Origin of the sequence: Pseudomonas sp. NS1(2017) (genome assembly GCF_002269425.1) — a bacterium.
Taxonomy (GTDB): Bacteria; Pseudomonadota; Gammaproteobacteria; order Pseudomonadales; family Pseudomonadaceae; genus Aquipseudomonas; species Aquipseudomonas reactans.
Map to the genome: position 1 here is coordinate 199,751 of NZ_CP022960.1, position 18,180 is coordinate 217,930.

An 18,180-nucleotide genomic window follows, 5' to 3' on the forward strand; every position below is an offset into this window, starting at 1 on the left:
GTCGTCTCCCGGAATCAGCGCAAGTTGATGGTGGTGTTGACGCCATCATTGACCGTGTCGTCATCGAACCAGCGGCTGGTGACGGTCTTGGTCTGGGTGTAGAACTGCACCACTTGCTTGCCGTATGGGCCGAGGTCGCCAAGCTTGGAACCGCGCGAACCGGTGAAGCTGAAGAAAGGCACCGGTACCGGGATGGGGATGTTGATACCGACCTGGCCCACGTCGATTTCGCTCTGGAACTTGCGCGCCGCCGCGCCGCTCTGGGTGAACAGGCCGGTGCCGTTGCCGAACGGGTTGGCGTTGACCAGGGCGATGGCCTCGTCGAGCGTCGCGACCTCCAGCACCACCAGCACCGGGCCGAAGATTTCCTGGGTGTAGATCTGCATATCGGTGGTCACGCCCGAGAACAGGGTCGGGCCGACAAAGTTGCCTTGCTCGAAGCCCGGCACCTTGATGTCGCGGCCGTCCAGTTCCAGCTTGGCGCCTTCTTTCACGCCGCTTTCAATCAGTTCCAGGATACGTGCCTTGGCGCGCTTGGAGATCACTGGGCCGACGTCGGTGCCCGCTTCGCTGCCCGCGTTGACCTTGAGCTTTTGCGCCAGCGCTTTCAAGTCCGGCAACCATTGCTTGGACGCGCCCACCAGCACCACCACCGAGGTGGCCATGCAACGCTGGCCTGCCGCACCGAAACCGGCGCCGACCAGGGCATTGAGGGTGTGTTCGCGGTTGGCATCCGGCAGCACCACGGCGTGGTTCTTGGCGCCCATCATCGACTGCACACGCTTGCCGTGTTTGCCGGCCAGGTCATACACGTGAGTGCCCACGGCGGTCGAGCCGACGAAGGACACGGCCTTGATGTCTTTATGAGTGCACAGCGCGTCCACCACGTCCTTGCCGCCGTGCACCACGTTGAGCACGCCAGCCGGCACGCCAGCTTCCAGCGCCAGCTCCACCAGCAGCATCGTCGACAGCGGGTCCTGCTCGGACGGTTTGAGCACGAAGGTGTTACCGCAGGCGATGGCCATCGGGAACATCCACAGCGGGATCATCGCCGGGAAGTTGAACGGAGTAATGCCGGCGCACACGCCAATGGGTTGGCGCAGGGTGTAGGTGTCGACGCCACCGGCAACGTTTTCAGCGAACTCGCCCATCTGCAGGGTGCCAATGGAGCAGGCGTGTTCCACCACTTCCAGGCCACGGAAAATATCGCCCTCGGCATCGGCAATGGTCTTGCCCTGCTCGTTGCTGAGCACCACGGCAATGCGCTTGGAATGTTCGCGGATCAAGGCTTGCAGCTTGAGCATGATGCGCATGCGTGCGCCGATCGGCGTCAGCTTCCAGGTTTGGAAGGCATGGTGGGCAGCGTCGATGGCAGCGTTGACTTCATCGGCAGTGGCGAACGGGACTTTGGCCAGCACCTCTTGGGTGGCCGGGTTGACGATGTCTTGCCACTCGGTGGTCTTGGACTCGACCCACTCGCCGTTGATCAGCAACTTGACCTGTTGCACGGAAATATCGGCAGATGCGTTCATGTGGTCTCCAATCTTATATTTATACAGAGACAAGGCGCGTAACCGCCTTGGGAAATGAGGCGTTCGGACTGTTTTTGGAGTATAGATGTGCAAATCTCTAATAAGAACGCACATAAAAGCCGGACCAATATGCAAAAAAACATCACGTCGCTGGGCTCCCTGAACTGGGATGACCTGAAGTTTTTCCTCGAAGTGGCCCGTACCCGCAAGGCCAGCGTGGCCGCCAAGCGCCTGGCGGTGGACTACACCACGGTGTCGCGGCGCATCAGTTCATTGGAAGTGTCACTCGGTACGTTGCTGTTCGAAAAGTCCCGGACCAACGGCTTCGTCCTCACCACCGAAGGCCAGCGCTTGCTGGGCTACGCCGAGTCCATCGAAAGCACCCTGCACATGGCCTGCGAGCAAGTCTCCGGCTCCGGCGTGGCGCTGTCGGGGCATGTGCGCATGGGCTGCACCGAAGGGTTCGGCAGCTTCTTCGTCACCCCGCAATTGAGCCACTTCGTCGACACCTACCCCGCCATCTCGGTAGACATCCTGCCCCTGCCCCACTTCATCAGCCTGTCCAAGCGCGAAGCCGACATCGTCATCGCCCTGGAACGCCCGGAACATGGGCCCTATGTGTGCTGCAAATTGTGCGACTACAAATTGCAGCTGTACGCGACCCAGGAATACCTCGACCAGCACCCACCGATCCGCAAACCGGCAGATTTGGCCGAGCATCCGTTTATCAGCTATGTGGATGACTTGGCCTTCAGCTCTGAGCTGCTGTACCTGGCCAACGTGGTGCCCGGCGCCAGCGCCAGCTTGCGCAGTACCAGCGTGATCGCGCAGTACGTGGCGGCGCAGCAAGGGCGGTCGATGGCGATATTGCCGTGTTTTCTGGCGGCGCAGGATCCACGGTTGTTGCCGGTGCTGGGGGAGCAGATTTCCATCACTCGCCAGTTCTGGATGTATTGCCGGGAGGATCTGAGGAAGTTGAAGCGGATTACGTTGTTGTGGGACTACATCAGGGAAGTGACGGAGCAGAATCACGGGTTGTTGATGGGGGAGACACGGGAGATCAGGTTCGCGGATTAAAGGGCCATCAACGATGATTCGCTTTAATTTGCAGGACGTTTCCTAGAGACTCTCTACCCCATTGCGCCTTACCGTTTGGGTCACTAGCCTCCTGACTTCGCTGCTCATCAGCGATCGGGTTTAGCGATCCGGATTCATGAGGCACCGCTTCCAACAGTATTAGCTGGCTCTCGCTAGCTTTTAGCGTTTTATGGTGGCTGTGTGCGGGAGACCTTGAGTCTACCCGGGGTCTCTCAACCCGGATCGCTAACCTGCACACAGCTGCCACCCTTTTCATGTTTAGCGATGTGATGTGGCGGCTCTACTTCAGCAGAGAGCAATCATCATGAGCAAAATCGTCCCCGATCCACCGCTTTCCTCCATCACCACCCTCGGCGTCGTCACCTTCGGGGACTACGGCGAAAACGAAAAACCCCTGTTCCGCGTCAACGCCGGCATGCCTATTGAGGAAGCGTTAGAGCACGCCTCCACCCTACTTTTCTACTCCAAGAAACTCGCGATGGAAGCCGCCATGGATGTGCGCGGCGAGCAATACGCGTGGGCCGCGCATTACCTGTGTGAGATGGGCAAAGCCGTGGTTGATGACCTGACGCAAGCGATGACACCGGGCCGTTAAGCGAACACCGTTCGAATGCGGGAGGAGCCCTGCTCCTCCCAACATTTAAACGGCGGTGGTCCCGGCTATTTGTGGATACCGAGCCCGAACTTCGCGCAGGAACTCACCCGCACGGGTCTTGAGCCATTCAATCAGACGCGCAATATCCGGCTCTGACTGCCGCCCATTTCGACAAATGATGTAGTAGGCCGCTGGGGACATCATCACGGGGCTTTTCAACGCAACCAATGCACCGTTTTCCAATTGGTCATACACCAACGCAGTCCTGCCCAGCGCAATCCCTGTGCCCTTTACCGCCAGACTGATCGCCAGGCTCGAATCCGGAAATCGAGGCCCATGGTGATAAGGCGGCGTCGGCAGGCCCTGAAACGCAAACCAGCTTTCCCAACCCGGACACACCTGATCGTCCACCCGATGAATCAGCGGGTATTGGGCCACATCCCCCGGCGCGATATCCCCCTTCAACCGTAGAAATTCCGGCGAGCAAACGGGGAACACCGCGTCACGCATCAGCAGTTCAACATGATGATCCGGGTAATCGCCATACCCCATCACCACCGCGACATCGTATTGATGCGCTTCCAGACTGGTGCTGTTGATGTCGGCGCTGGTCAACACCAGATCAAGGTTGAACGAAGCCTCAGTGTGAGAGCCGTGCATCCTGGGGATCAGCCATGTCGAGCAGAGCGAGGACGTGCATGAGAGGTACAGCGGTCGGGACTTTGCGGGGTTGAGTGAATGCAAGACCCCATCCAGCGCCTTGAAAAATCCGTCGGTGACCGGCAACAAAGCCTGCCCTGCTGACGTCAGCTTGACGCCGCGCGAATGCCGCTCAAACAACTGCACGCCCCACCATTCCTCCAAGCCTGCAATTTGATGGCTGATGGCGCTGGCGGTGAGGTTAAGCTGCGACGCCGCACGCGCAAAGCTACCGGTTTGCGCAGCGCTGACGAACGCTTGAAGCATCGGAGTGGGAGGCGGACGCTGGGCCATCAGGTGCTCACTTTGATCAAGATGATCCCGCAAACAATGACGAATGCCGACAGCATCCGTCGCCAACCGAACTGTTCGTGAAAGAACAGCGCGGCAATAATGGCGCCGATAATAACACTGGTTTCCCGCAGCGCTGAGACCTTGGCCACCGCGTCCAGCGACAACGCAAACAACACCAATCCGTAAGACGCCAGGTAAAAAACACCGCCCAACAGGCCGACTCGCCACTGCCCACGTATCGCACGCATCAAGGCCAAACGCTCCTTGGAAAACGCCAGCACCGGGATCGGAATGCTCTGGAGTACCGTCAGGTAGATGATGTATTGCAACACCGTTTCACTGGCTCTCACGCCTTTGGCGTCCACCACCGTGTAAGCCGCGATAAACGCCCCGGCACACACCGCCATCAGGATCGGCTTGAGCATCTGCGCCGTCATCCTGCGCACAAAGGTCAGGCTGATAATGCCTACACAAATCAACACCACACCCGCCAGCGCCTCGCGTGACAACTGCTCATGCAACAGAAAGTAGGAAAACAACGCGACCAGTACCGGCGGTATCCCACGCATCACCGGGTACACCTGCCCGAAATCTCCCGTTTCGTAGGCTTTGATCAGAAATAGCCGATAGACCGTATTGAGTCCCACGGAGACGAGGATGTAGCCCCACACCTCCAGGCTCGGCACGCTCACAAACGGCAACGCCAACAGGCATATCACCAGCGCGGTGCCATCCACCATGGCCAAGGTCATGAAGCGACTGCTGCCGGCGCGGACGACAGCGTTCCAAGTGGCGTGCATGAAGGCTGAGATCAAGACCAGCGTGATCGCGATATCGGAGTTGTCCATGGGGCTCGGCTTATGGCGGATAGTAGAGGATGTACGCTATGGGCATCGAGGTATCATTGTTTGCGCAACCACATCCGTAGCATGTAGCGATTTAGATCGCTCAAAGACTCAGCATCATCTATCACACAACGTGGCGTATTCCTGTCAATGAAGTGCGTGCGAGTATGAAGAAACTTATTATCGGCCGAAATAAGTACCTGCCCTGGTTCCAGCAACACTCGCTGCTGAACGGATGACTGATCGAGAACAGTATCCAGAAAGTCCAGCGCTTGACATTGAGCCACCGTTAACGGCACTCCCGCCTTGATGTGGGCGGATTCAATGTAGACTCGAAAGTATCTGATCAGTGGAATGCCTTCATTGGAAAAACTCAGAATGGGCGCCTTGAAAAGCTGCTCTTCATCTGACATACCGCGGTTTTCAAAAAAGAAGTTACATTTAAGCTCTTCCAATATTTCTGGAAACGCCATCAGCTCCGCGTATACCGCGCTTGCATCGATCAGGATGCTCTCGCCGCCCAAAAGCGCTTGCTGTCCGCAAGCCAGGATCAAGTAATCGATAGGTAGCGGATCGCTCACTCCATCGTTGTGTACGTAAGCACCTTGACGGGTTTGATGATATCTCGCCCCCTCCTCAATACTCTTACCGCCTCTGTCATAAACCTCAATCACCTTGTGACCCAGATGATTCTGTACCATGGGTACGCCGAGCAGCGAACCAAATGTCCATATCAGTGATTTAAAGGTCTCAAGTTTCTCGACCTTAAAACCATCAAGAATCAAGACATGGCATTCATGGTCGATCATGGTTCGGATTCTATCTAGCTCCTCACTCAAGACGGATGATTGTAGAGAATTGATGTAGGCAGTCTTGGTATCGAATCGAGCCCCCTGACTTTCAGATTCTAGTAATTCTCTTGCGCTCAAAAGTTCATCGAAGGCAAATTTTGAAAGTCTAACTTTGGAAACTGCTTGCCGGAAATCACTGACGTTTATGTTCATCGCAATCCTTTACGGTGGTTAGTTGGAGCGTTCATTTAACTAAGCCCACCATTTGCAAAAAAGCGAAACCTCGTCAGCCTAGCCATCAAAATTCGTCATGGCAGCGCTTTCCTACGGAGAAGTTACTTAGCAAACGCTGTTTCAGGCACACCACAAAACCAACTGTGGGAGTTGGCTTGCCAGCGATGGCAGTGTATCAGTCAGTACATCCGGTACTGAGACACCGCTATCGCCGGCAAGCCAGCTCCCACAGTTGATTGGGTTTCAAGTTGAGATGGGGGCAGTGACTCAGTCCGCAATCACCACAATCGACACCCGCCGATTCTCCGTGCGCCCCGCCACCGTGGTGTTCGGCGCCACCGGCTCGCTGCTACCCAGCCCGCGCAGTTGAATGTTCTCTTCCTTCATACCCACACCGGTCAACACCGCCGCCACGCTTTTTGCGCGGCGCAGGGACAGTTGCTGGTTGTAGGTTTCCTTGCCGGACGCATCGGTGTGGCCGTCGACGCGCACGCGTTCGATGCCGACGCTCAGCAAGGCCTTGCCGATGCGCTGGACGATGTCAGTGCTGGGTTGGTTGAGGGTCTCGACGTCGCTGCCGAACAGCACTTTGCCGGACAGGCCGAATGCCCAGCCTTCGTCCGTCAGTTCGAAGCCTTGCTGCTTGAGGACGGCCACTTGCGCCGGGGTCAGGCCTTTGGGGGGCGGCGTCTGGCAGCCGCCGAGGGCGAGCAGTGCCACCAGCAGGGTGATAAACATGAAGCGTGCGGTCGTGAACAAGGGGTCAACTCCTGTGTTGAACGTTGACGACGGGGTTATCCGACTCCGCCGTTTGCTGGCCGCCCGAGGATAAACGCTTGGCCTGGTACATCGCCGCGTCGGCGGCGTTGAGCAAGGTGCCAGGGGTGGCGCCATGATCCGGGTAGATCGCAATGCCGATACTGAGGGAGGTCAATACCTGGGTGTTGCCGGGCACGGGGATGGGCAGATCCATGCTGGCGATGATCTTTTCGGCAATGCGCTCGGCGTCTTGCGCCTTGTGCAGCGGCGCCAGCAGGATGGCGAACTCATCACCGCCCAGGCGCGCCACCAGGTCGTCTTCACGCAATTGCGCACGCACGCGCTCGGCGACGGCGACGAGGACGGCGTCGCCGGCGGCGTGGCCAAAGCTGTCGTTGATCTCTTTGAAACGGTCGCTGTCGAGGTACAGCACCGCCACCTGTTCCTTGGCCTTGGCCGCGCTGCGCAGGGCGCGGATCAAACGGCCTTCGAAGAACGCACGGTTGGGCAGGCCGGTCAGGCTGTCGTGGTTGGCCTGGTGGGCGAGGGATTCGTTCTCGCTTTGCAGATGGTTTTGCCAGGCTTCCATTTCGCCGAGCAAGGCATTGAAGTCACTGCCCAGGCTGTCGAGTTCGGCGATACGCGCCGGCGGCACGCGGCGGTCGAAGTCGCGCTCGCTGCGGGCGGCGTGGGCCACGGCAGCAAGGCTTTGCAGCGGGCCGGTAATGCCACGCAACAGGCGTTGCGCCAGGTGTAGGGCAATCCACGCGCTAAGCGCGGTGCAGATGAGGATCCCGGCCAGGCCGCTGAGCAGGAAACGCAGCAGGCTACCGCCGTGGCCGGTGAGATGAATGCTGCCGATGGCTTTGCCTTGATGCAGGATCGGCTGGCTGATGGGTTGTTCGAGCAGGGTATGCGCCAACTCCAACTCGACTCGTGAGAGCATGCCGGTTTCCGGGCGTATCCACTTCGCCAGCAGCTTGCCATTGGCATCGAAGACTTCGGCCTCAGCCACTTCTTCGGTGGAGGCGATCAGGCTGAGGGCTTCAGTGGCCGCCGCGCTGTCGTTGAACACCACCGCCGCTTCCACGGTGTAGTTGATGGAGCGAGCGATCAGGTGCAGGTTGTGCTCGGCATAGACCCGCAGTGCCAGTACGCCAAGCAGGGTCAGGGAAACACTTGCCAGCGTCACCGCCACCAGCGCCAGGATCATGTGCCCCCGGCCAATGACGGAACGCAGGGTCGGCCGCGCTTTGACGGCTGTCATGAGGCAGGCGCTCGGCGACGGGACAACTGCAGCACGCTCGGGTGAATGCGCACGCCACTGCGGGCGACGGAGTCGAGGTTGACCTCAAACGACACCTGCTCATCGCTCACCCGCAGGCAGAACAGACTGCCCACGGTGCATTGGTCGCCGCCTTCGCTGATGCTCAATACCGGATGGCCGATCAACGACGTGAACAACTGGCTGCGCTCATCGGCGCTGAGTTTGCCGATGTACACCGCGTCGCACGCATTGACGATATCGGGATGGCTGGCCAGCAGGCGCTGCACCACTACCGGACGGCCGGTGGCTTGTGTGGTGCCTTTGATCAGGTCGTCGGTGTATTGGGTCGGGCCGACGATGCACAGGCGCAATTGCGCAGGTTCTACCGGCCAGCGCGCATAACTGAGGATACCGAGTACCACTTGCGTCACTGCCTGGGCACGCTGAGCGGCAAGGCCCGCAGGGTCGGGCGCCTGGGCGAAGGTGTGTGGCGCGAACACGCACAGGACCGCCACCAGCAACATGCGTCTCCAGCTCAAACTGCGCTCTGTGGGCGAGACAGCCACGTTCATGCAGCGATTCTCTCAGGTGTTTTTTTAGATGATGCCGCAACGATAGCACAGCGGCGGAAAACCCCGCGAAGAGTAGGTCTTCGCAGGGGGCGCTATTTTTCCAGAAAAATCAGGCGACTGAACCAGAAATCTGACATGACCTAGCAGTCAGTTATTTTCGGATTCGTGACCCAACTCCAGCATCAACCCACTCAAACGCTTGACCTTGCGTCTGACGGCTTCTTCAAACACGCCGCCTCGGGGCTCGATCAGGCTGAACCAGCGCTTGGCACGGGTGATGCCGGTGTAGATCAGCTCTTTGGTGAGCACCGGGTTCAACGCATCCGGCAGGATCAGCGCGGTATGGGTGAATTCCGAGCCCTGGGATTTGTGTACGGTCATGGCGTACACGGTTTCCACATCGTTCAGACGGCTGGGCAGCACGAATCGCACACCGCCCTGGCCGTCGTTGCGTGGGAAGGCCACGCGCAGCACCTGGGGCCCGCCGTCACTTTCGGGCAGTTTGAGCGCGATGCCGATGTCGCCGTTCATCAGGCCCAGGCCGTAATCGTTGCGGGTCATCAGCACCGGGCGGCCTTCGTACCATTGCTCGTCGCCTTCGATCAGCCGCACCTTGCGCAGGGCGGCGGTGATGCGCAGGTTCAGGCCTTCCACGCCCCACGGGCCTTTGCGCACCGCACAGAGCAGTTGGAACGCGTCGAAGGCTTGCAGCAGTTGTTGCGCCCAGTGGGTCCAGGCTTCACTTTCACGCGGCGTATCCGGCGACGGGCGGGCGCTCTGCAACAGATTGAGGTAATAGCGATAGCCTTCGGCACCGTCGCCCTGCCCGTCCAGCACCAGGCGTTCGAGGGCGTGATCGTGTTCGCCCTTGAGGCTGACGCAGAACAGGTCAGCGTGACTGCGCGCGGCTAGTAGTTTGCGGGCTTCCTCTGCGTTTTGCTGGTTGACCCAACGCGCCAGTTGGCCGATGCCACTGCCTTCGCCGAAACGTCGCGAGTAACGCAGCATTACCACCTGCTGGGCCAAGGGGTGGCTTGCGTCGAGGTCTTCCTGCAGGCCGCTGGCGCTGAGGTCTTCACCGCTGACGGCTTGCAGCCATTGGCGGGTCTCGGCGCTGTAGAAACCGGCTTCGGCGTCGCGGCACAAGTCACCGAGGACAGCGCCCGCCTCTACCGACGCCAGTTGATCCTTGTCACCCAGCAACACCAAGCGTGCATGGGGCGGCAAGGCGTCGAGCAGGTTGGCCATCATTTCCAGATCGATCATCGAGGCTTCGTCCACCACTAGCACATCCAGGGGCAATGGATTGCCGAGGTGATGACGAAAATGCCGTGTGCCTGGGCGACTGCCCAGCAAGCGGTGGACGGTGGTGACCTGGGTCGGGATTTTTTCCTTCACGCTGTCCGGCACTTTCAGTGACAGCACTTGTTGGCTGATTGACTCGGTGAGACGTGCGGCGGCCTTACCGGTGGGGGCGGCCAGGCGAATGCGCAATGGACTGCCGGACTCCACTGCCGGCGCCTGCAACAGTGCGAGCAAGCGCACCACGGTGGTGGTCTTGCCAGTGCCAGGGCCGCCGGTGACGATGCTGAATGCGCCGCGTGTAGCCAGGGCGCAGGCGAGTTTTTGCCAGTCGATCACGCCGTCAGGCGGCGGTTGATCGAACAGGCTGTTGAGGCGCTGCGGCAAATCGACGGCCACGTTTTCCTGGGTGGCAAGACGCAGGCGCAAGGCACTGTCGATGCGCCGTTCGTAAGTCCAATAGCGGCGCAGGTACAGGCGCTTGCCGGACAGGACCAGAGGGCGACTCTGCGCGGATTCGCTGCCATCGACCGCCAGCGCGACCAGATGACTGGCGGCCAGTGCGTGGCACCAGTGGGCGCCGTCCAGGCCTTCCAGTAACTGCGACGGCAGCAACATTGCGCCGGTTTGCAGGTCGCCTTCAGGCGGCAACGACAGCGCAAAGTCCGGCGCCTTGAGGGTTTCGAACAGGTCGAGGCAGACGTGACCATGGCCCAGTTGATGGCTGGTCAGCGCGGCAGCCAGCAGCACCAACGGGTCGGCCTGTGGATCGAGTTCGTGCAGGAAGCCGACGAAGGCTTTGTCCAAGGCACGCAACCAGCCACGGTCGACCCAGCGCTCCAGCAGTTGCACCAGGTCAGCGGCGCGGCTGAGGGGCGTCAGGTCCTCCAGCGGTAGCGGCGACAGGCTCATAACAACACTCCTTGTTCCCAGGCGGGCTCAACCTTGGGCGGGATGGGCTTGCCCTGGAACAGCAGGTCCAGGCCTTCGATCAGTTCCCGCGGCGGTCGGGTGAAATACGCACCCTGGCTCGCGGACTGCGTGCCCCGTAGGAAAATGTACAGTGCGCCGCCGACATGGCGGTCGTAGTCGTAGTCCGGCAGCCGCGCCTTGAGTTGGCGGTGCAGGGCCAGCAGGTAAAGCACGTATTGCAGGTCGTACCGATGATCAAGGATCGACTGTTCCATGGCATCCAAGGTGTAGGCCGAATCGTCGGGGCCAAGCCAGTTGGATTTGTAGTCGGCCACGTAATAGCGGCCATCATGTTCGAAGGTCAAATCGATGAACCCCTTGAACATGCCGTTGAGCAGCACAGGCTCGGCGGCGACGCGGGAAACGCCGTTGTGGGTGTATTGGCACACCAGCTTGTCGAGGGCGAGTACGTCGACCTTGTGGCTGGCAAACCAGAATTCCATCTCAATCTGGTACTGCTGCAAAGCGCTGAGGGAGACGTAGCCGTTATCCACAGGCAGTGGCGTTTGCAGCAGGTGGCCGAGCCAACTGCTGAGGGTGATGATCCAACCTTCCCAATTGCGCCGGTTGCAGCGGGCGCCCACCGCCTTTTCGATGGCCTCGGGCGTAACGCTGAAACCCTCCTCCCCAGCCCATTCCAGCAGACCGTGCAGGAAGGTCCCTGGGTTAGGACCACGTGGGAAACGGTGAATATCGCCGCCGGACGCCGCCACTTCGCGAGGTGCATCGGGGTCGAGCCGTTCGTCATCGAACAGCTTTTGGGCCTGTGGGCTTTCCGGTGCTTCGAGCGTGGCGGCGCTCATGCTGTCGCCAATGCGCAAGGCGCTGTAGGAGGCTATCCACCAGTTTTCTGCAGCCTTACGCTTGGGCAGGAGCGGCGCTCGTAGCGTGGCTTCGTTGCGTGGTGGGTGGAAAAGGATGTCTTGCGCTTCGGGCACCTGGGCGTAGTTGATGGCGGTGCAACCTTCTTGAAGGTCCAGGAGCCAGCGCGCCAAGCCAGCGGACTCACCCAGCGATGCGCCGGCGCCGAGCAAATAACCCAGTGCCGAAAGGTGCAGCACGGAGCTGTTGCTGTTGCCGCGTTTGAGGTCGGCGATTCCGAGCCAGCACGCATGCTTGGCACGGGTCAGGGCGACGTAGAACAGGCGCAGGTCTTCGGCCAGGCGCTCATTGTCGGCTTGGGCGACCAGCTCAGGCGTAGGGCGCAGGCTGACTTGGGAGTTGCCGTTTTCATCGTGGTAGTGCAGCGGTAAGCGGCTGCCATCCACGGGTTTGGCTGAGCAGATGAAGGGCAGGAAAACCAGGTCGTATTCCAGGCCTTTGGATTTGTGGATAGTCACCACCTTGACCAGTTGCTCGTCACTTTCCAGGCGCAGGATCTGTTCTTCACCCGCCTGGCCAGAAAGTGCCAGGTGTTCGGCCAGATGGCGGATCAGTGCCTGTTCGCCGTCCAGTTCCGATGCGGCCTGTTGCAGCAATTCGCTGAGGTGCAGCAGGTTGGTCAGAACACGTTCGCCATCACTGCGCGCGATCAGGGTTTGCGGCAGTTTGAAGTCATGAAGCAGACGACGCAGCATCGGCAGCACGCCTTGGGTACGCCAGATCGCGCGGTAGCCCCGGAACTGCATGACGCGGCTTTCCCACGCCAGTTCGTCTTGGTTCAAACGCTCCAGTTCTGGCAGTGACAGGTTCAGGGTGACGCAGGCCAGTGCGGCGCGTAGCGGGCGTTCGACATCCGGCTCGGCGCAAGCCTTGAGCCAGGCCAGCAGGTCGTGGGCTTCCTGGGCGGCGAAGACCGAGTCCTTGTCGGACAGATAGACGCTGCGCACGCCACGGCCGGCCAACTCGGCGCGCACGGCCTGGGCCTCTTTGCCGTCGCGCACAAGGATGGCGATGTCTGACGGGCGCACGCCTTTGAAGCTGCCGTCCGGTTGTAGGAAACCTGCGCTGCCTTGCTGGCCGCCGTTGAGCAATTCAACAATGTGCGTGGCACAGGCCGCCGCAAGTTGCTGACGATACAGCACGTTGGAAATCGGCTGGTCGGTAGGCAAGTGCCAGAGATTCATGGCAGGCAGCGTTTGGCCATTTACCTGCAATTGTTCTTTGCGTCCCTGGGACAGTACCGAGTGGAACGGCACCGGGTTTTCACCATTGGGCTCGCGGAACAGGAATGCGCCGCGACCTGTTTCCGCACGCTGAAACACGTGGTTCACCGCCTCGACCATCGCGTGGCTGGAGCGGAAGTTGGTGCCCAAGGTGTGATGACGGCCGGTGGTGGACTGACGGGCGCGCAGGTAGGTGTAGATATCGGCGCCACGGAAGGCGTAGATCGCTTGCTTGGGGTCGCCGATCAGGAACAGGCCACTGTCGAGGTGGTTGTCTTCGATGCGGTAGATGCTGTCGAAGATGGCGTATTGCACCGGGTCGGTGTCCTGGAATTCGTCGATCAAGGCCACCGGAAATTGCTCGCGAATCACGCTGGCCAGGCGTTCGCCGCCGTCAGCTTGCAGCGCGGCGTTGAGGCGGATGAGCATGTCGTCGAAGCCCATTTCGGCGCGACGGCGTTTTTCTTCTTCGAAGCGTTTGCCGACCCAACCGGCCGCGTGTTGCAACACGGCGGCGTCGGGGGTTGGCAGCGCATCAAGCGCCGCCTTGAGGCCGGCCATAGCGTCGATACCGGGATGCTGCGGTGGCTCACCTTTCCAGGCTTCGGCCATGCCGTCGGGTGTCAGGCGCGTAAAGCCGGTGCCGATGTCGAGTTGTTCGAGGGTTTCGTCAGCAGCCCAGGCGCTGATCTTTTCGAACCAGGGCTCGAAGTAGCGCGCCTGCATCTTGCGACCGTCGACGGCTTTGGCGGCTACGGCTTGCAGGCAGATGTCGCGCAGCTCGGCGGCCCATTGTTGCCAAGGCGTCTTGAGGGTTGTCAGCGCTTCTCGGCGCTCTTGTAGGCAGGCCGTGATCAGTTCTGCGGGCTCGCGGGTTTCATCCGTTGGCCGTTCGCTGCCGAACAAAGCGCGCACTCGCGGCATCAACGCGGCGGGGCCACCCCAGTTGCTGCGCACCCAATTGAGTGCGTCGTCGTGCATCGGGTAGCAGAACAGTCGCCAGTAATCGCGCAATACTTCGCCGAGCAAGTCGCTGTGATCGGTTTCCAGGGTCTGGGTGAACAGGCTGCCGCTGTCGAAGGCGTGCTCACGCAGCATGCGTTGACACCAACTGTGGATAGTCGAGACGGCAGCTTCGTCCATCCACTGGGCGGCGATGTCCAGGCGGTTAGCGCAGGCTGGCCAGTGTTCGGGCAGGTAATCGGCGCGCAGATCGGCGATCAGGGCGTCTGGCTGTTCAATCTCTTCACGAAAAAAACGCGCGGCTTCGGCCAGGCGGATGCGGATGCGTTCGCGCAGTTCTTTGGTGGCGGCATCGGTGAAAGTCACCACCAGGATTTGCGGTGGCAGCAGTTCGCGGCCAAAGCCTGATTCATCGCCTCCATGGCCGAGGACCAGCCGCAGGTAGAGGGCGGAGATGGTGAAGGTCTTGCCGGTGCCGGCGCTGGCTTCAATCAGCTGGCTGCCTTTGAGCGGGAAGGCCAGGGCCAAGGGTTTGCTGGTCATGCGCCGGCCTCCTCGCCAGTGAGTGATCGCCACGGGGCATTGAGCAGCGGGCGATACAGGGCTTCGCACCAACCTTCGAATTCTTCGCTGGCGATGAGCGTGGCGTAGTCGGGGAATTGCCGGGTGAGCGCCGGTGTTTCGCGGCGCTCACCATCGGTGGTCAGGCCATCGCCTTCGTAAGCTTTGCTGGCGGCCGCCTGGGCCTTGGCAGGATCGGTTTGGCTAAGCCAAGCGAAAGCGGTTTTGACAGCGACGGGTAAGGGTTGGCTCATGTCGGTATGCCAGGCCAACAATAGGTTACCGAGGATTTCCTGGGCATTGGTTTTATCCAGCGGCGGCAGCAACAGAGTGTCATCGCTGGCCACCAAGCCGGTGCTCAGCGGCAGGCCGCAGGCGCAGGCAACCACGTGATTGACCCAGGGACGAATCAGGCGATGCCACTTGCGGGTCTTGATCGAGCCGATGCTGTTGGGGATGGTGGTAACGCTGAGCAACCCGCCATCGCTGCGTCGATGCAGACCACTGATCCAGCCTTCCAGCTGCACGCCATTATGCTCAAAACTGACCGGTTCGGCACCGGGGTGTGGGGTGGGCCAGAGGGCGAGCAGTTGCTGATAGCGTCGCAACAGATCGGGTAACGGCTCGATCAGCTCGTTGCGCAGGCATTCGCCGAAACCCACCATCGGCAACAGGCCACTGCCCTGCAGGCGCAGGGCCTGGGCGTTCAGGGCTTGGTCGAGATGATCGGGTTGGGTGAGTGCGGCGTTCAGCAGGCTGTCGCTCAGGCTGTAGCGTTGCAGGGCATCAAGGACGAAGGGTTCTTCGTCGGCCAGTGGCACTTCGGCGGCTTCGAAGAACACTTTCAGGCGTTGGCTGAAGAAGTGTTTGACCGGGTTGCGCAGGAAGTCTTGAAGCTGACCGAGGCTCAGGGGTTCGTCTTGTTGATACGGCGTGAGTCCGCCTTCTTTCAGGATCGCATCCGGCGTTTCGTGCAGCAATTGCCACTCACGGGCGTAGCTGAACAGCGCGTCGCCCTCATGGAAGTAACGGGCGCTGAACGGTTGCAGTGGGTGCTCTTGTGTCATGGCGTCGATCAGCGGTTCATCGCCATTAGCGTGGTGCCAGCCGCTGGCGAGATGGTCACGCAGTTGGCCGATGAGTACCGACGCAGGGCGGTCACTGTTATCGCGGATGCTGCGGCCCACCCAGCTTATGTATAACTGGTCGCGGGCTGACAGGAGCGCTTCAAGCAGCAGGTAGCGGTCGTCTTCACGCCGTGAACGGTCGCCGGGGCGGTAGTCGCTGCCCATCAGGTCGAAGTCCAGCGGAGGTTGGGCGCGTGGGTAATCACCATCATTCATGCCGAGCAGGCAAACGAGCTTGAATGGGATCGCTCGCATAGGCATCAAAGTACAGAAATTGACAGCTCCTGCGAGGAAACGTTGGGACAGGCGACCTTGGTCCAGACCCGCGAGCCAGGCTTCGCGGACTACGGTGAGAGGTAACTCGTCCTGCAGGCCTACAGATTCGCAGGTTTCCAGCCAGGTTTCCCTGAGTTGTTCGAGTTGGCCCAGGAGGTAGTCATCGTGTTCGCTGCTGGGCAGGAAGAACAGTTGCATCAGGCGTTGCAGGCGCTCGCCCCATTCCGCCGGAGCAGCAGGCAGTGACAGTGCTTGATGTGCGTCGTTGAGTGCGTCGAGCAAAGCGACCAAAGGCCCGATGAGCGCTGCGTCGAGGCCACCGATTTCATCGTAGGGCTCGATACCTTCACACGCGGCTCCGGTGCCTACGGCGTAACCGAGCAACATGCGGCGCAGGCCGAAACGCCAGCTGTTTTGTTCCAGCTCCTTTGGCAGACCCAGGCCGGCACGTTGTTCGGCGTTGAGACCCCAGCGGATGCCGGCACCTTCGATCCAGCGATGCAGCGTAGGCAGGTCGCGCTCCTTGATGGCAAAGCGTTCGCGCAGGGCCGGAACGTCGAGCAGGTCGAGGATCTCGCTGACGGGGAAGCGGCTGTCGGGCAGTTTCAGCAGGTGTTCGACGGCGATAAGCAGCGGGTCGCGGCCGCGTTGGCCCTGGTCGGTCAGGGTGAACGGGATGAAGCGTGGGTCATTGCGTTCGAGTTGGCCAAACACGGCGCGAATGTGCGCCGCGTAGCTGTCGACATCAGGGACCATGACGATGATGTCCCGGGGGCGCAACGTAGGGTCGGCGCTGAAGCGTTGGAGCAATTGGTCGTGGAGAATTTCCACTTCACGCTGGGCGCTGTGGGCGATGTGGAAGCGGATTGAGGTATCACGCTCCAGATCGACAGCAGACCATAGGTCGCGGGTTTCATTGAGTGGACGCAGCTCCAGGATGTCGTCCTGGAGCTGGTTGAGCAGTGTGGTGGGCTCGCTGTCACTGAACAGGTCGATGCGACCATCGCGGAATGCAGCGCGATAGCTGTTGGGGTCGTCGTAGCTGTCCAGCAGGCTGATGTAGTCACGGCCTTGCTTGCCCCAGGCGGCCAGTAGCGGGTGGGCGTGCTGGTGCAGGGTTTGTGGGTCGATGGTGACCGGCATGCCAGCTTTACGCGCCTGGCGTTTGTATTCGTTACGCAGCAGGTCTTTGTCGGCGACGATGTCGGACCAATGGTGGCGGCAGGGGTTATGCACGCAGAGCAGGACTTGGCTGAATCGCGCGAGGCCGGCGAGGGCTTCCAATGCCTGGGCGGGCAACGAGGAGATGCCGAAAACGATGACTCGGGATGGCAGGCCCGCGGGGGCTGTTTCCAGTGTATTGATGCGCTCGATAAAACGCTGGTGAACGCCGGCGCGGCTTTCGGCCATGCCTTCTTCACCAACATCCAACAGCAGTGCGCGCCATAGTTCGGCTTGCCAGCAGTTGGCTGGGTTGAGCGGTTTTGACTCGCCTCGACCGTTGCGCAGTTGGTGGCGGCCGGCAGCCCAGTCTTCGAGCCAATCGGCGCGGTAGACCTGATATTGGTCGAACAGGTCAGCCAGGCGCTCGGCGAGTTGGTAGCGTTTGCGCAAATCGGTGTCGTGGGTCAGAAAACGCTGCAGCGGTTCGAAGTGCGGTTGATTGATAAGCTCCGGAAGCAGGCGCATGAGGCGCCAGGTCAGCGGGGCTTTATCGAGCAGGGACTTTGGCGGAATTTCATCCTTGCCCAAGACCATGCGGTAGAGCTGCCACATAAAGCTGCCGGGCAGTTGAACATCGATTGCTGCGGCGATGCCGCAGCCGCCCATGTCGTCGTCTTCCGGATCTTCAGCCAAGGCCAGCTTGAGCCACTGGGCGATGCCGTTGCTTTGGACCAGGGCGATTTCGTTTTCCAAGGGCGCCAGGGGATAGCGGCGCATCCAACTGACCACCAGGCTGCGCAGTTCGTCCAGGCGGTTGCCGTGAACCACCATGAATCCAGGGCTGAGGGACGTCGCATCCGGCATAACGGCTTCCTTGGGAAAAGCAAAAATCGAGGGTGCGACTTTAGCACTGTGAGCAGTTGTTGGAGGAGTTGGGATGTTAGCTGTCTTTCCGACCGCCCAAAACAAAACCCCATCTGCTTTCGCAAATGGGGTTTCGGAATTTAATCTTGACGATGACCTA

Annotated in this window: 12 protein-coding genes; 2 read left to right on the top strand and 10 right to left on the bottom strand. The window is 60.4% G+C overall.

Annotated features, from left to right (window positions below; translation table 11 throughout):
- Window positions 1-14 precede the first annotated feature (14 nt).
- Window positions 15-1,532, bottom strand: a complete 1,518-nt coding sequence (locus CI807_RS01010) for a CoA-acylating methylmalonate-semialdehyde dehydrogenase (protein WP_095013540.1) — start codon at window positions 1,530-1,532, stop codon at window positions 15-17.
- 129 nt (window positions 1,533-1,661) lie between these two features.
- Between CI807_RS01010 and CI807_RS01015 the strand changes: the two genes are divergently transcribed.
- Both CI807_RS01015 and CI807_RS01020 read left to right on the top strand, forming a co-directional pair.
- The gene (locus CI807_RS01015; RefSeq protein ID WP_038847139.1) at window positions 1,662-2,609 is read left to right on the top strand and encodes a LysR family transcriptional regulator; all 948 of its coding nucleotides are present in this window, start codon (window positions 1,662-1,664) and stop codon (window positions 2,607-2,609) included.
- A gap of 325 nt (window positions 2,610-2,934) precedes the next feature.
- Window positions 2,935-3,225 carry a DUF3077 domain-containing protein gene (locus CI807_RS01020; RefSeq protein WP_071489148.1) on the top strand — a complete coding sequence of 97 codons (291 nt, stop codon included), beginning with the start codon at window positions 2,935-2,937 and terminating at the stop codon, window positions 3,223-3,225.
- A gap of 45 nt (window positions 3,226-3,270) precedes the next feature.
- Here CI807_RS01020 and CI807_RS01025 read toward each other — a convergent pair whose 3' ends face one another.
- The 9 genes from CI807_RS01025 to recC form a co-directional block, all read right to left on the bottom strand.
- Complete coding sequence (locus CI807_RS01025) at window positions 3,271-4,218, bottom strand: LysR substrate-binding domain-containing protein (protein WP_095013541.1); 948 nt, start codon at window positions 4,216-4,218, stop codon at window positions 3,271-3,273.
- Window positions 4,218-5,066, bottom strand: coding sequence for an EamA family transporter (locus CI807_RS01030; RefSeq protein ID WP_095013542.1), 849 nt, complete (start codon window positions 5,064-5,066; stop codon window positions 4,218-4,220). The genes CI807_RS01025 and CI807_RS01030 overlap by 1 nt, the downstream gene beginning before the upstream one ends.
- Window positions 5,067-5,119: 53 nt before the next feature.
- On the bottom strand, window positions 5,120-6,067 hold the full coding sequence (locus CI807_RS01035; RefSeq protein ID WP_095013543.1) for a TauD/TfdA family dioxygenase: 948 nt from the start codon (window positions 6,065-6,067) through the stop codon (window positions 5,120-5,122).
- Between the two features lie 288 nt (window positions 6,068-6,355).
- Complete coding sequence (locus tag CI807_RS01040) at window positions 6,356-6,847, bottom strand: OmpA family protein (protein WP_177059864.1); 492 nt, start codon at window positions 6,845-6,847, stop codon at window positions 6,356-6,358.
- Between the two features lie 4 nt (window positions 6,848-6,851).
- Window positions 6,852-8,114 carry a diguanylate cyclase domain-containing protein gene (locus CI807_RS01045; protein WP_095013544.1) on the bottom strand — a complete coding sequence of 421 codons (1,263 nt, stop codon included), beginning with the start codon at window positions 8,112-8,114 and terminating at the stop codon, window positions 6,852-6,854.
- A complete protein-coding gene (locus CI807_RS01050; protein WP_095013545.1) occupies window positions 8,111-8,686 on the bottom strand; it encodes a YfiR family protein in 576 nt (191 codons plus the stop codon). The genes CI807_RS01045 and CI807_RS01050 overlap by 4 nt, the downstream gene beginning before the upstream one ends.
- 147 nt (window positions 8,687-8,833) lie before the next feature.
- Window positions 8,834-10,900, bottom strand: a complete 2,067-nt coding sequence (gene recD, locus CI807_RS01055; RefSeq protein ID WP_095013546.1) for an exodeoxyribonuclease V subunit alpha — start codon at window positions 10,898-10,900, stop codon at window positions 8,834-8,836.
- Window positions 10,897-14,571, bottom strand: coding sequence for an exodeoxyribonuclease V subunit beta (gene recB / locus CI807_RS01060; protein ID WP_095013547.1), 3,675 nt, complete (start codon window positions 14,569-14,571; stop codon window positions 10,897-10,899). Before recB ends, recD begins: the two co-directional genes overlap by 4 nt.
- Window positions 14,568-18,020 (bottom strand): exodeoxyribonuclease V subunit gamma, encoded by a 3,453-nt coding sequence (recC, locus tag CI807_RS01065; RefSeq protein ID WP_095013548.1) that lies wholly within the window; start codon window positions 18,018-18,020, stop codon window positions 14,568-14,570. Before recC ends, recB begins: the two co-directional genes overlap by 4 nt.
- Window positions 18,021-18,180 lie beyond the last annotated feature (160 nt).

Excerpts from the sequence above, each read along its gene's own strand:
- CI807_RS01010 (WP_095013540.1), bottom strand. The coding sequence starts at position 1,532 with ATGAACGCATCTGCCGATATTTCCGTGCAACAGGTCAAGTTGCTGATC.
- CI807_RS01015 (WP_038847139.1), top strand. The coding sequence starts at position 1,662 with ATGCAAAAAAACATCACGTCGCTGGGCTCCCTGAACTGGGATGACCTG.
- CI807_RS01020 (WP_071489148.1), top strand. The coding sequence starts at position 2,935 with ATGAGCAAAATCGTCCCCGATCCACCGCTTTCCTCCATCACCACCCTC.
- CI807_RS01025 (WP_095013541.1), bottom strand. The coding sequence starts at position 4,218 with ATGGCCCAGCGTCCGCCTCCCACTCCGATGCTTCAAGCGTTCGTCAGC.
- CI807_RS01030 (WP_095013542.1), bottom strand. The coding sequence starts at position 5,066 with ATGGACAACTCCGATATCGCGATCACGCTGGTCTTGATCTCAGCCTTC.
- CI807_RS01035 (WP_095013543.1), bottom strand. The coding sequence starts at position 6,067 with ATGAACATAAACGTCAGTGATTTCCGGCAAGCAGTTTCCAAAGTTAGA.
- CI807_RS01045 (WP_095013544.1), bottom strand. The coding sequence starts at position 8,114 with ATGACAGCCGTCAAAGCGCGGCCGACCCTGCGTTCCGTCATTGGCCGG.
- CI807_RS01050 (WP_095013545.1), bottom strand. The coding sequence starts at position 8,686 with ATGAACGTGGCTGTCTCGCCCACAGAGCGCAGTTTGAGCTGGAGACGC.
- recD (WP_095013546.1), bottom strand. The coding sequence starts at position 10,900 with ATGAGCCTGTCGCCGCTACCGCTGGAGGACCTGACGCCCCTCAGCCGC.
- recB (WP_095013547.1), bottom strand. The coding sequence starts at position 14,571 with ATGACCAGCAAACCCTTGGCCCTGGCCTTCCCGCTCAAAGGCAGCCAG.
- recC (WP_095013548.1), bottom strand. The coding sequence starts at position 18,020 with ATGCCGGATGCGACGTCCCTCAGCCCTGGATTCATGGTGGTTCACGGC.